Below are 12,399 nucleotides of genomic sequence, written 5' to 3'. Positions count from 1 at the left end.
GAGTTCATGGGGTTGCCGGCCAGCGGCCGGCACTACCCGGCGCGGGTCATGCGCTGCGATGGATCTCCACCGTCACGTGCACGAGTTCTTCATGGATCGCCAGCGCGTTGCGCACGGTATCGGCATCCAGGCGGGCATCGCTGGTGACCACGCTGGCGCTGAACGCGTACTTGCCGCGGCCGACCTGCCAGACGTGCAGGTCGGCCAGGCGTGCCGGCCACGGGCCCTGTTCGATCACTTCGCGTACCTCGGCTACCACCGGCGCGTCCATCTGCGCGTCGAGCAGGATACGGCCGCTGTCGCGCAGCAGGCCGATCGCCCACACCGTGACCAGCACAGCGCCAACCAGGCCCATGACCGGGTCCAGCCAGGTCAGGCCCAGCAGCTTGCCGCCAAGCAGGGCGACGATGGCCAGCACCGAGGTGGCGGCGTCGGCCAGCACGTGCACGTAGGCCGAGCGCAGGTTGAGGTCGTGACCGTGCGCATGGCCGTGGTGGTCGTGATCCTGCGCGTGGTGGTCGCCATGATCGTGGCCGTGGCCGTGGTGGTGATGCGCGTGGCCCGGGCTGTCGTGCAGCCACCACGCGCACAGCAGGTTGACGCCCAGGCCGACTGCCGCGATGGCGATGGCTTCGTTGTAGTGGATCGGTGCCGGCACCCACAGCCGTTGCAGCGATTGCACAGCCATCAGCGCCGCAACACCGAGCAGTGCGATGGCACTGGTGTAGCCGGCCAGGATCTCGATCTTCCAGGTGCCGAAGGCGAAGCGCGGGTCGTTTGCATAGCGGCGCGCACAGCGGTAAGCGAACACCGACAGGCCCAGCGCGAGCGCGTGTGAACTCATGTGCCAGCCGTCGGCGAGCACGGCCATGGAGTTGAACCACCAGCCACCGACGATCTCCACCAGCATCATGCCGACGGTGAGCCACAGGGCGCGGCGGGTGTTGCGTTCGGCCAGCGGGTTGCCGTCGTCGAAGCGGTGTTCGTGGCGACGGGCGGCGGCGAGGGTGTCCAGGTGCATGGTGGCCCGAGGGGTGGAGTGGATACCCCCATAGGGTATATGATCCGGCCATGGCGCATGTACACAAGAACCGAAAGCAGCTGCTGACCCGGGTGCGCCGTATCGGCGGCCAGGTGGCGGCGTTGGAGCAGGCGCTGGACCGGCCCGAAGGCCAGGCCGGCGACTGCGCGGACGTGCTGGTACAGGTCGCCGCGGTGCGCGGCGCCGCCCACAGCCTGCTGATGGAGCTGCTGCACGAGCACCTGCAGGAGCATGTGGTGGGCGCGGAAGATCCGCAGCAGCGCGCGGCCGAGGCCGAGGTGCTGGTGGAGCTGCTGCGCCGCTACGGCAAATAGCTGGCGTGGTGCCGGCCACTGGCCGGCAACGTCAGGTGGTGGCGGGGTCCATGCGGTTGCCGGCCAGCGGCCGGCACTACCGGGTATGTCCGGCGTTCATGGGGATGCCGGCCAGCGGCCGGCACTACCGGGTATGTCCGGAGTTCATGGGGTTGCCGGCCAGCGGCCGGCACTACCGGGTATGTCCGGCGTTCATGGGGTTGCCGGCCAGCGGCCGGCACTACCCGTGCCGCTGCCGCGCGTTCCACAGATGCGTTGCGGCCAGCAGCAGGCTGCCGGTGACGGTCAGTGGTGTCTCCCAGCCGTGCGAGGGCAGCGCCAGCGCACCGGCCAGCAGCAGGCCCAGCCCCATGCCGGCGGTGGCCCAGGCCAGTACCGGCAGCGGCCGACGGCGCTCGGCCCGCCACAGCGCATAGCCGGTCAGCGGCAGGGCGATGGCCACGAACAGCAGGTGCACCCATTCTGCTTCGGCCCAGGCGCCGAACAGCGGCAGCGCGGCGGCAAGCAGGGGCAGCGCCAGGCAGTGCAGCAGGCACAGGCTGGACAGGGCGACCGCGCCGGCATCGAGCAGGGCGGCAGAGGGCGACTTCATCGGGGGAGGTTCCTAGCGCGTCAATTGTTATACAGTAACATTTCCGTTCCGCAGCCAACCCGCTCCGACATGAACACTGTTTCCCGCGCCGACCGTCGCCTTCCGGTCACCGTGCTGTCCGGCTTCCTCGGGGCCGGCAAGACCACCCTGCTCAACCAGATCCTGCGCAACCGCGAGGGCCTGCGGGTGGCGGTCATCGTCAACGACATGAGCGAGGTCAACATCGATGCGCAGCTGGTGCGCGAGGGTGGCGCCGAACTGCGCCGCACCGAAGAGACGCTGGTGGAGTTCAGCAACGGCTGCATCTGCTGCACGCTGCGCGATGACCTGCTGCAGGAAGTGCGGCGCCTGGCCGATGCCGGCCGTTACGACTACCTGCTGATCGAATCAACCGGCATCGGCCAGCCGATGCCCGTGGCCGCCACCTTCGCGGTGCGCGACGAGCACGGCTTCAGCCTGAGCGACATCGCGCGGTTGGACACGATGGTGACGGTGGTCGATGGCAGCGCGTTCCTGGCTGACTTCGGCTCGACCCTGCGCCTGGCCGAGCGCGGCCAGCAGGCCGGACCGGAGGATGACCGCGGCGTGGTCGACCTGCTGTGCGAGCAGGTGGAATTCGCCGATGTGATCGTGGTCAGCAAGGTCGACCAGGTGGACGACGAAGTACTGCAGGACACCCTGGCGGTGCTGCGCGGGCTGAACCGCGATGCCAAGCTGCTGTTGTCCAGCTTCGGTGACGTGCCGCTGAGCGAACTGCTGGACACCGGTCGTTTCGACATGGAGCGTGCGCAACGTGCACCGGGCTGGGTGAAGGAGCTGCGCGGCGAACACACGCCGGAAACCGAGGAATACGGCATCGCCAGTTTCGTCTACCGTTCGCGGCGTCCGTTCCATCCCGCGCGGTTCGCACGCGCGCTGCAGTCGGGCATGCCGGGCGTGATCCGCAGCAAGGGCTGGTTCTGGCTGGCCAACCGCATGGACTGGGTGGGTGAGTTGAACACCGTGGGTGCGGCAACGCGCACGCAGGCGGCGGGTTTCTGGTACGCCGCGCGCGAGCGCGTGCGCGCCGGGCAGGAAGACACCACGCCGCTGCTGCCACCGACGCCGCTGCCCTACAGTGACCTCGGCTGGGCGCGGCAGCAGGCCGAGTGCTGGAGTGCGCCGCTGCCGGGCCTTGAGGAATTCCCGGACAGGGCCGCGCATTCGGCGATGCAGCGCCTGTGGCACCCGCTGTGGGGCGACCGCCGTCAGGAGCTGGTGGTGATCGGTGTGCACATGGATGAGCGCGCGGTGCGTGCGGAACTGGACGCGTGCCTGCTGAACGATCAGGAGCTGCGTGCCGGCCCGCTGCTGTGGCAGCAATTGCCGCAGGCGTTCCCGGTGTGGAAGCGGTGAGCAGGATACCGTTGTAGAGCCGAGCCCACGCTCGGCTGCTGTTCCGGTCGATCCACGCCATGCGTGGATGCCGGCATGGCGGAGTCGAGCAAGCTCGACTCTACAATGCGTCGCGCCACTGCCAGCCGTCGGTGGTCACCTGCAGCACCTGCGTGGGCCGCAAGGCCTGCAGCAGGTGCCGGTCATGGCTGACCATCATCAGGGCACCGGGCCAGGCCGCCAGCAGTTCTTCCAGCGCCTGCAGTGCGCCCAGGTCCAGCGCGTTGCCGGGCTCGTCCAGCAGCAACAGCTGGGGTGCCGGATCGGCATACAGCAAGCTGGCCAGGGCACCCTTTACCCGTTCGCCATCACTGAGGCTGCCGGAGGGGCGAAGGATGCGCTGTGCATCCAGCCCGAGCAGGGCCAGGCGCGTGCGCAGTTCAGCGGGATCGGCCGCCGGGTTGGTGGCCTGCACGGTATCGAGGATGCTGCGCTCGCCGGACAACCCCAGCAGCTGCTGGTCGAGCAGGGCAAGCGGCGCATGCCGCTGCACGGTTCCATGGCGTGCCGGCAGCTGGCCGGCCAGCACGCGCAGCAGGGTGGACTTGCCGCTGCCATTGTCACCGACCACGGCGATGCGCTGGCCGCGACGGATCTCCAGCTGCAACGGGGCACTACAGCCATGCGGCAACACCAGCGATTGCGCTTGCAGCAGTCGCGCGCTGCCGCGTTCACCGTCACCGGCAAACAGCGCCAGTTCCGGCGTGGCATGAACCGCAGAGGCGGCAGCGCGCAGTTGATCGGCACTGGCCTGCAGGCGATCGGCCTGCACCTGCTGCGCGCGGCCGTGGCTGGCCTCGGCGCGCTGCTTCTGCCGGCCGAGCAGGATCGGTGCCTGGTTGGCCTGCTTCGCATCGCGGTTGCCACGCGCCTGCCGCTGTTGCTGGCGTTCGTGCTGTTCACGCGCGCTGCGTTGCTGCTGCCGGTGCTGCGCGCGCGCATGGTCAAGCTGAGCGGCGGCGGCTTCGCGTTCGGCCGCACGCGCGTCGGCGTAGTGCTGCCACGGCCCGCCATAGCGGTGCAGTCCCCGCGCATCGAGTTCGACGATCTGCTGCATCTGTTCCAGCAGCTCGCGGTCGTGGCTGATCGCCAGCAGGCCGCCACGCCACTGCTGCAACTGGTGGTACAGCTGCTGGCGATGGCGAGTATCGAGGTGGTTGCTGGGTTCGTCGAGGATCAGCCAGTCAGCGCCGCTGGCCCACGCCCCGGACAGCGCGACCTGCATGGCCTGGCCACCACTGAGTCGCGCGGCGGGCTGGGCGGGGTCGAGGTCGTCGGGCAGGCCCACTGCCTGCCATTGCTGCTGCAGGCGTTCGCGCAGGTCCCAGCGGTCACCGACGCAGGTGAAGTCGGCCTCGTCCACGCTGCCGGCTTCGATGCGCGCGAGCGCGGCCAGTGCTTCGCCGACACCGGCCAGCGCGCCAACCGTGCCGGAGGGTGGATAGCCGGGTGTCGGCAACAGGAACACGCGGCCACTGCGGCGCACCTGGCCGCTGTCGGCTGACAGGTGGCCGGCCAGCAGGCGGGCGAGCACGCTCTTGCCGGTGCCATTGGCACCGACCAGGCCGGTGGCGACCGGTTCAAAGGAAAACGACAGATCGGAAAACAGCGGGCGGCCGTCGGCCAATCGGTACGACACGCGATCGAGCGTGAGGGAATGCGGGGTCATGCGACCTCCATGGATGCCGGGTTCTCCCCTGCGCGCAGGGGCGGGAAGAGTCAGGCCGTCTGATGGGAAGACGGCGGCATCAATGGCGCATTGGTCGCGAGCCTCTGGGAGGAATCAGGCGCCAGTATAGCGGGGCTGGCTGAATGGCCGGGTGTGGTGCGCCAGGCATCCGGTAAGTCGAGCATGGCTCGACTCTACACAGGCATCCATGCGTGGTGTGGATTGATCGCGCCTACGGCACGGTTTCCAGGCGTGCGCTGACGAAATCGATGAACACCCGCAGCTTCGGCAGCACGTGGCGGCCGGAGGGCCACAGCAGGTGGAAGATGCCGCAGGAATGCACGTGTTCGTCCAGCACGGTGACCAGCCGGCCGTCGGCCAGCGCATCGCGTACCGAGTGCACCGGCACGAACGCCACGCCCACGTGGCGCAGCGCCAGCGCCACGCGTGCTTCGATGGTGTTGGCCACCATGTGTACCGGCAGTTCCTGCGGGGTTTCATCTTCAGGCCAATGGATCGGCCATAGCTCCAGCTTGCCGGTGCTGGGGAAGCGGTAGTGCAGCAGCGTGTGCTGCATCAGCTCGGCCGGCGTGCGCGGAATGCCGCGCTGCTGCAGGTAGCCAGGCGAGGCGACGATGCGGCGCGGAAACACACCCAGGCGCCGCGCGTTCATGCGCGAGTCGCTGGGCTCGCCAACCCGCAGCACGGCATCGAAACCTTCCTCGATGACATCGACCAGCCGATCGCTGAAATCGAGATCGAGGCGGATGTCCGGATAGGCGGCCATGAACTCGGCCATCAGCGGCAGGGTCAGGTCACCCACCAGCGGCAGGCCGATGCGCAGCGTGCCGCGCGGCGTGGCGTGTGGTTGCGCCAGTTCGGTACGCGCAGCATCGCGCTCGTCGAGGATGCGCCGGCAGCGCGCCAGGAACAGCTGGCCCTCGGCGGTGAGGGTGATGCTGCGCGTGCTGCGATGGAACAGTCGCACGCCCAGCGCGTGTTCCAGCCGGGCAACGCACTTGCCGGCGGCCGAGGCGGAGATGCCCTGCAGGCGCCCGGTCTCGACGAAGCTGCGGGTGTCGGCGGCGTGCACGAAGGTCTGCAGGTTGGCGAGGTTGTCCAGGACGGTCATGGGCGTGCGGGCGATGAAAGCGGCAGGGTAGAGGGGCGCGCTGGCGGCGGTTGGCACCGCGCTCGCAACACTGTGGTGCGGGGCGGGTTGTGGGCGGTTACGGCCTTGCAGTTCCGGCCATGATGCCGATTGCGGACTGCACGGTCCATGATGCCCGGAGCGGCAACCGGCTTTTTGCGTGGCGGCGGGCTGCCTAACGTGGCGGCCTCTCCCCCACGGATCACCGCGATGAATGCCGCTCTTTCCCTTGAACCCGTACCGACGCTGCCGTCGGTGCAGCGGTTGCTGCAGCAGGTGCACCCCCTGCGCCTGGTCGGCGCGGTGGTGCTGGTGCGCCAGCACGGGGCGCTGCGCCACGCCAGCGCCAGCGGCCTGGCGGACCGCGAATCGGCCGCGCCGATGCAGCGCGACCAGTTGTTCCGGCTGGCCTCGGTCAGCAAGCCGCTGCTGACCACGGTGATCCTGCGCCTGGTGGCCGAGCGCGTGCTCGACCTCGATGCCCCGGTGCAGCGTTGGCTGCCGGATTTCCGTCCGGCGCTGGCCGATGGCAGCACGCCGCCGATCAGCCTGCGCCAGCTGCTCAGCCACAGCAGCGGGCTGGGCTACCGTTTCCTGGAGGCCGATGCGGACGGCCCCTACGCGCGTGCCGGTGTCAGCGATGGCATGGATGCCAGCCCGGTGTCCCTGGCCGAGAACGTGCGCCGCATCGCGCAGGCGCCGCTGCTGTTCGCACCCGGCAGCCAGTGGCTGTACTCGCTGGGCGTGGATGTGGCCGGTGCGGTGGCCGAAGCCGCAACCGGTGAAACCCTGCAGGCGCTGTTCGCGCGGCTGCTGGCCGTACCGCTGGGCCTGCGCGATACCGCCTTCGCCACCGCCGATGCTGCGCGGCTGGCCACGCCCTATGTGAGCGACATGCCACAGCCGCATCGCCTGCAGGAGGGCGAAAGAGTGGCGCCGTTCGAGGGCACGATCGGCATCGAGTACAGCCTTGCGCGCGCCACCGACGCCAGCCATTTCGCCTCTGCCGGTGCCGGTCTGGTGGGCACCGCCGATGAGCTGATGGCGGTGCTGGAGGCGCTGCGCGATGTGCGCGCTTCGGGCCTGTTGCCGCCCAAGTTGGCGGCGCAGATGGCGACCCCGCAGGTGGGCGAGCAGGGCCCGCCGGAACCGGCCGGCTGGGGCTTCGGCCTGGGCTTTGCGCTGCTGCGCGATGCCTCTGCCAGCGGCACGCCGCAGTGCGAAGGCACCTGGCGTTGGGGCGGCGCGTATGGCCACAGCTGGTTCGTCGACCCGGCACGTGGGCTGAGCGTGGTGGCGCTGACCAACACCCTGTACGAGGGCATGGATGGTGCCTTCGTCGATGCGCTGCGCAATGCGGTCTATGCCGATCTGGAGGGCGCCCGATGAGCGGCCATGCCATCGATGCGAGCAGCCCGGCTGGTGAAGCCACACGCCTGCCTTGGGCTGGCCTGCTGGCACTGGCCGGTGGTGGCTTCATCACCCTGCTGACCGAGACCCTGCCGGCCGGCGTACTGCGGCCGATGGGCGACAGCCTGGGCGTGAGTGATGCGGCGGTGGGCCAGCTGGTGAGCGTGTATGCGCTGGGCTCGGTGATGGCTGCGCTGCCGATGACCGCGCTGACCCAGCGCCTGCCGCGGCGTCCGCTGCTGCTGGCGGCGATTGCCGGGTTCGTGGTGGTCAATACGCTGACCGCGTTGAGCAGCAGCTACGCGCTGATCCTGGCCGCACGCTTCCTGGCGGGGGTGAGTGGCGGCCTGCTGTGGTCGCTGGTGGCCGGTTACGCCGCGCGCATGGTGGTGCCTTCGCTGCAGGGGCGGGCGATTGCTGTAGCCATGGTCGGCTCACCGTTGGCGTTGTCGCTGGGGGTGCCCGCCGGCACGTTGCTGGGCCAGCAGATCGGCTGGCGCTGGGCGTTCGCGTTGATGAGCCTGCTGGGCGTGGGACTGCTGGCGTACGCGCGCTGGGCGCTGCCTGCATTGCCAGCGGCGGCGGCCGGCCAGCGCATGTCTCTGGGCATGGTCTGGCGCATGCCCGGTGTGCGCAGTGCGCTGCTGGTGATGGTGCTGTACGTACTGGCGCACAACGTGCTCTACACCTACATCGAACCGTTGGCGGTGGAGGCCGGTGCCGGTGCCTGGCTGGATCGCCTGTTGCTGGCGTTCGGCATCGCGGCGATTGCCGGCATCGGTATTGCCGGCTGGGGCGTGGACCGTCATCTGCGCACGCTGGTCTGGGCGGCGGTGGTCGGCTTCCTCCTGCCGGTGCTGGCGCTGCTGTTGTGGCCAGGCCGGCCGACCCCGCTGCTGCTGGCGACGATCCTGTGGGGTGTGGCCTTCGGTTCGGTGGCGACCCTGTTCCAGACCGCGCTGGCGCGCCGCGCCGGTGCCGCTGCGGATCTGGCGCAGTCGATGCTGGTGACCGGCTGGAACCTGGCCATTGCCGCTGGAGGCATGGCAGGCGGTGTGCTGCTGCAGGCGCGCGGCGCCAGCCAGCTGGGATGGTTGCCGTTGCTGTTGCTGGTGGTGACGGCAGCGTGGTTGCTGGCGCGGCCGAAGGCGTGGGAATAGGCGGCGATCGGTGAGGGCGCGGTGGCGGCGGCACTACCGGGGGCCACGCCATTCACGCATGACGTGGATCTACCGAGCGCAGCGACCCGCGTTTGCCTTTGATTTTTCTGTTGATTCCGTGGTGGGACGCCGCCGGAACCTGTCAGAGGCCGGAGCGGCCAAGCCCCCATGGATGGGTTTACGGCGTCCCCCGCGAACCCGACCGTCCCGGCCAACTCCGGGATAGCTGTACGCGACCCACCACGAGGGGCCTCGCCGTTCGCCGTCCTACTCCACGCCCTCACGCTCGATCGGCACGCTGCGCGGATTCTGCATGTGTTCGCGCGCCGCGCCGTAGCGCTGCTGGCGCTTGTTGTGGAACGCCACGAACTCGTCGCGCGGCAGCGGCCGCGAGAACAGCCAGCCCTGCCCGAACTCGACGTGGCGGCTGTGCAGGTAGGCCAGCTGCGCCTCGGTTTCCACGCCTTCGGCCACCCCCCACAGGCCCAGTTCCTTGGCCATGTCGATGATGTGCGGCGTGACCGGGCTGGTCGCGCTCTCGGTGCCGATGGCATCGATGAACGACTTGTCGATCTTCAGTGCATCCAGCGGCAGCTGCTCCAGGTACTGCAGGCTGGAGAAGCCCACGCCGAAATCATCGATGGCCACGCTGTGGCCGGCGCGGCGCGCCTGCGCCAGCATCGTGCGGGCGCGGTCCAGGTCGAGGAAGCCGCGCTCGGTGGCCTCCATCCAGATCTGCTGCGGCAGGATGCCGCTGCCGGCCATGTGCTTGGAGATCATCTTCAACGCACGCCCACTGCTGATGTCCTCGGCGGCGAGGTTGATCGCGATGTGCGCGCTGCGGTCGGCCACCAGCAGCTCGCGCATGTCGCGCACCACGTTCTCGATCACCAGGTCGGTGACGTCGGCGATCATGCCGGCCTCTTCGGCCAGCGGAATGAACAGGTCCGGCCGCACCTGGGTGCCGTCCGGGCGCTGCCAGCGGATCAACGCCTCGGCGCCGACGCAGATGCCGGTATCCAGCTCGATGATCGGCTGGTAATGCAGGTACAGCTCGCGGCGGCGGATGGCGGTGGCCAGCTCGCCGCGCAGCGACAGCCGGCGCCGGGAGAGCCAGATCACCAGGCCGGCCCCCGCGGCCGCCAGCAGCAGGCCCAGCGGCACGAACAGCCAGGCCTGCTGGCGGAAGGTGGCGGCCAGCGCGGTGCGTGGCGTGGTGGCGATCGCCAACCATTCCTCGTTGCGCGCGGTGGCATACAGCGTGTTCTGGTCCAGCCCCTCGCCGGGATTGCGCAGCAGGTTCTGCAGCAGGGCCGGGTCCATGCCGTCCTGCTTGGCCAGCAGCCGCCCATCCGGGCTGGCCAGGGCCAGGCGCACATTCGGATCGACGATGACATCGACGAAGCGGCGCGGATCGACCAGTACGTCGTGGGAGCCGTACAGGATCGCCAGCACCTGGCGCCGGCCGCTGGCTTCGGGGCGCACATCCACCGCGATGCCGGCGCCGTCGCTGGTGACATGGTCGGCCCTGGGCTGGTTCACGTCCGAGTGGAACGGCCCCCAGGAGGTGCAGCGCAGCTTGCCCCCTTCGAAGTAGCCCATCTGGTCCACCGACGGCGTGGTCATCACCAGCGTCTGCATGCGCCGGATGTGTTCTTCATTGCAGCCGGAGGCGGTACCGGCTTCGGCCGACTTCAGCGCGGCCAGCGCCTCGTGGTAGGACAGGTCGGAGCGGCGCAGGGTGCGCAGCGCGATGTCGTGCAGCCGCTGCTGTTCGACCGTGACCGCGCGGTCCCAGGTGGCGTAGGCCATCACCGCGATCGGTACGGCGGCGGCCAGCAATGCCAGCGCAGTGCCACCGATGATGACGCGCAGCCGGCTCATGGCCGGAGCTCCAGCGGGAGGGGCAGGGCAGAGGGCATGGGCGGGGCCGGTCCTTGGGCAGATGCGGCTATCTGAGCATGGCGCCGGGCCGGGCGGAATGGGCGTAATCCGGAATTTCGTCACATTGTGATGAAAGCGGCCAAGATTGACGGAATCAGCTCGCCGGGTGCTGGCGCTCCGGTCCGTGGAGGACTACCGTCGGACGCTTCGCCCGCCCTTTTCCGCGCCCATGACCGAGCCCGCAACGCCCCCCGAGCACCTGCGCCGCAGCCTGTCCAACCGCCACCTGCAACTGATCGCCATCGGCGGTGCCATCGGCACCGGCCTGTTCATGGGCTCGGGCAAGACCATCAGCCTGGCCGGCCCGTCCATCGTCTTCGTCTACCTGATCATCGGCGCGATGCTGTTCTTCGTGATGCGCGCGATGGGCGAGCTGCTGCTGTCCAACCTGCAGTACAAATCCTTCATCGATTTCTCCACCGATCTGCTGGGCCCCTGGGCCGGCTTCTTCTGCGGATGGACGTACTGGTTCTGCTGGATCGTGACCGCCATCGCCGATGTGATCGCGATCGCCGCCTATGCGCAGTTCTGGTTCCCCGGGCTGGATGCATGGATACCGGCACTGGCCTGCGTGCTGCTGTTGCTGGCACTGAACCTGGTGACGGTGAAACTGTTCGGCGAAATGGAATTCTGGTTCGCACTGATCAAGATCGTGGCGATCTGCGCGCTGATCATCACCGGCGCCGGCCTGGTCGCGTGGGGCTTCACCTCGCCCAGCGGCCACACCGCAGCGCTGTCGAACCTGTGGAATGACGGCGGCATGTTCCCGATGGGGCTGGTCGGCTTCTTTGCCGGTTTCCAGATCGCGGTATTCGCCTTCGTCGGCATCGAACTGGTCGGCACCACCGCCGCCGAAACCGCCGACCCGGAGCGCAACCTGCCCAAGGCGATCAACTCGATCCCGGTGCGCATCATCATCTTCTACGTGCTGGCGCTGATCGCGATCATGGCGGTCACGCCATGGCGCCAGGTGGTGCCGGACAAGAGCCCGTTCGTGCAGCTGTTCGTGCTGGCCGGCATTCCTGCCGCCGCCAGCCTGATCAACTTCGTGGTGCTGACCTCGGCCACGTCCTCTGCCAACAGCGGCATCTTCTCCACCAGCCGCATGCTGTACGGCCTGGCCGAAGAGGGCCACGCACCGCGTGGGCTGTCGCGGCTGTCGCGTGCGGCGGTGCCGGCGCGCGGCCTGCTGTTCTCGTGCCTGTGCCTGCTGGGCGGCACCCTGCTGATCTACCTGATTCCCAACCTGGTGACCGCCTTCACCCTGGTGACGACGCTGGCGACGGTGCTGTTCATCTTCGTCTGGTCGCTGATCCTGGTGGCCTACATGGTCTACCGCCGCCGCTATCCGGAGCGCCACGCCGCCTCGATTTTCAAGATGCCCGGCGGCGTCGCCATGTGCTGGGCCTGCCTGGTGTTCTTCGCCGGCGTGCTGGTGCTGCTGAGCCTGCAGGGCGACACCCGCCAGGCGCTGATCGCCAGCCCGGCATGGTTCGTGCTGCTGGGGGTGGGGTATTGGGTGCGCCGCAGGACGGCGAAGTAACCCAACGTCTCCGCTCCATCGATTGATTCACGGTTTCCAGGAAGTTTCATCCACGCATGGCGTGGATCTACTGTCCGCCGCAGGAAACTGTCGAGGGCGGGTGGGTGTGGCCCGGCAGGACCGTTGGCGCCATGGATGGCG

10 protein-coding genes are annotated in these 12,399 nt (G+C 68.9%); 5 read left to right on the top strand and 5 right to left on the bottom strand.

All coding sequences use genetic code 11. The features are described from left to right. Positions 1–46: 46 nt before the first annotated feature. On the bottom strand, positions 47–1,021 hold the full coding sequence (dmeF, locus tag QRO93_RS19865) for a CDF family Co(II)/Ni(II) efflux transporter DmeF (RefSeq protein ID WP_180880468.1): 975 nt from the start codon (positions 1,019–1,021) through the stop codon (positions 47–49). Between the two features lie 50 nt (positions 1,022–1,071). Between dmeF and QRO93_RS19860 the strand changes: the two genes are divergently transcribed. After that, positions 1,072–1,356: a metal-sensing transcriptional repressor gene (locus QRO93_RS19860; protein WP_053448637.1), complete on the top strand. Its 285-nt coding sequence runs from the start codon at positions 1,072–1,074 to the stop codon at positions 1,354–1,356. 220 nt (positions 1,357–1,576) lie between these two features. On the opposite strand, the gene QRO93_RS19855 is transcribed toward QRO93_RS19860, so the two are convergent. Continuing rightward, positions 1,577–1,948 carry a MerC domain-containing protein gene (locus QRO93_RS19855; RefSeq protein WP_053448638.1) on the bottom strand — a complete coding sequence of 124 codons (372 nt, stop codon included), beginning with the start codon at positions 1,946–1,948 and terminating at the stop codon, positions 1,577–1,579. A gap of 69 nt (positions 1,949–2,017) precedes the next feature. Here QRO93_RS19855 and QRO93_RS19850 point away from each other — a divergent pair, with 69 nt between their 5' ends. Further along, positions 2,018–3,343, top strand: a complete 1,326-nt coding sequence (locus QRO93_RS19850) for a GTP-binding protein (protein WP_285304333.1) — start codon at positions 2,018–2,020, stop codon at positions 3,341–3,343. A 100-nt stretch (positions 3,344–3,443) separates the two neighbouring features. On the opposite strand, the gene QRO93_RS19845 is transcribed toward QRO93_RS19850, so the two are convergent. Together QRO93_RS19845 and QRO93_RS19840 are read right to left on the bottom strand one after the other, a co-directional pair. Further along, complete coding sequence (locus QRO93_RS19845) at positions 3,444–5,051, bottom strand: ABC-F family ATP-binding cassette domain-containing protein (protein ID WP_180880471.1); 1,608 nt, start codon at positions 5,049–5,051, stop codon at positions 3,444–3,446. 232 nt (positions 5,052–5,283) lie between these two features. After that, positions 5,284–6,183, bottom strand: coding sequence for a LysR family transcriptional regulator (locus tag QRO93_RS19840; RefSeq protein WP_008268258.1), 900 nt, complete (start codon positions 6,181–6,183; stop codon positions 5,284–5,286). A 228-nt stretch (positions 6,184–6,411) separates the two neighbouring features. Here QRO93_RS19840 and QRO93_RS19835 point away from each other — a divergent pair, with 228 nt between their 5' ends. After that, positions 6,412–7,590 (top strand): serine hydrolase, encoded by a 1,179-nt coding sequence (locus QRO93_RS19835; RefSeq protein ID WP_180880475.1) that lies wholly within the window; start codon positions 6,412–6,414, stop codon positions 7,588–7,590. Further along, positions 7,587–8,771 carry an MFS transporter gene (locus tag QRO93_RS19830; RefSeq protein ID WP_180880478.1) on the top strand — a complete coding sequence of 395 codons (1,185 nt, stop codon included), beginning with the start codon at positions 7,587–7,589 and terminating at the stop codon, positions 8,769–8,771. The genes QRO93_RS19835 and QRO93_RS19830 overlap by 4 nt, the downstream gene beginning before the upstream one ends. Positions 8,772–9,038: 267 nt before the next feature. Here the strand turns inward: QRO93_RS19830 and QRO93_RS19825 are convergent, their stop codons facing one another. Continuing rightward, the gene (locus tag QRO93_RS19825) at positions 9,039–10,655 is read right to left on the bottom strand and encodes an EAL domain-containing protein (protein WP_285304332.1); all 1,617 of its coding nucleotides are present in this window, start codon (positions 10,653–10,655) and stop codon (positions 9,039–9,041) included. A gap of 229 nt (positions 10,656–10,884) precedes the next feature. Here QRO93_RS19825 and cycA point away from each other — a divergent pair, with 229 nt between their 5' ends. Continuing rightward, complete coding sequence (gene cycA, locus QRO93_RS19820; protein ID WP_053511991.1) at positions 10,885–12,258, top strand: D-serine/D-alanine/glycine transporter; 1,374 nt, start codon at positions 10,885–10,887, stop codon at positions 12,256–12,258. Positions 12,259–12,399: the final 141 nt, after the last annotated feature.

The organism is Stenotrophomonas maltophilia group sp. Smal17, assembly GCF_030237045.1.
GTDB classification, from domain to species: Bacteria; Pseudomonadota; Gammaproteobacteria; order Xanthomonadales; family Xanthomonadaceae; genus Stenotrophomonas; species Stenotrophomonas forensis.
This window is presented reverse-complemented; position numbering and strand designations above follow the sequence as displayed.

Excerpts from the sequence above, each read along its gene's own strand:
- QRO93_RS19845 (WP_180880471.1), bottom strand. The coding sequence starts at position 5,051 with ATGACCCCGCATTCCCTCACGCTCGATCGCGTGTCGTACCGATTGGCC.
- QRO93_RS19835 (WP_180880475.1), top strand. The coding sequence starts at position 6,412 with ATGAATGCCGCTCTTTCCCTTGAACCCGTACCGACGCTGCCGTCGGTG.
- QRO93_RS19825 (WP_285304332.1), bottom strand. The coding sequence starts at position 10,655 with ATGAGCCGGCTGCGCGTCATCATCGGTGGCACTGCGCTGGCATTGCTG.
- dmeF (WP_180880468.1), bottom strand. The coding sequence starts at position 1,021 with ATGCACCTGGACACCCTCGCCGCCGCCCGTCGCCACGAACACCGCTTC.
- QRO93_RS19850 (WP_285304333.1), top strand. The coding sequence starts at position 2,018 with ATGAACACTGTTTCCCGCGCCGACCGTCGCCTTCCGGTCACCGTGCTG.
- QRO93_RS19830 (WP_180880478.1), top strand. The coding sequence starts at position 7,587 with ATGAGCGGCCATGCCATCGATGCGAGCAGCCCGGCTGGTGAAGCCACA.
- QRO93_RS19855 (WP_053448638.1), bottom strand. The coding sequence starts at position 1,948 with ATGAAGTCGCCCTCTGCCGCCCTGCTCGATGCCGGCGCGGTCGCCCTG.
- QRO93_RS19860 (WP_053448637.1), top strand. The coding sequence starts at position 1,072 with ATGGCGCATGTACACAAGAACCGAAAGCAGCTGCTGACCCGGGTGCGC.
- cycA (WP_053511991.1), top strand. The coding sequence starts at position 10,885 with ATGACCGAGCCCGCAACGCCCCCCGAGCACCTGCGCCGCAGCCTGTCC.
- QRO93_RS19840 (WP_008268258.1), bottom strand. The coding sequence starts at position 6,183 with ATGACCGTCCTGGACAACCTCGCCAACCTGCAGACCTTCGTGCACGCC.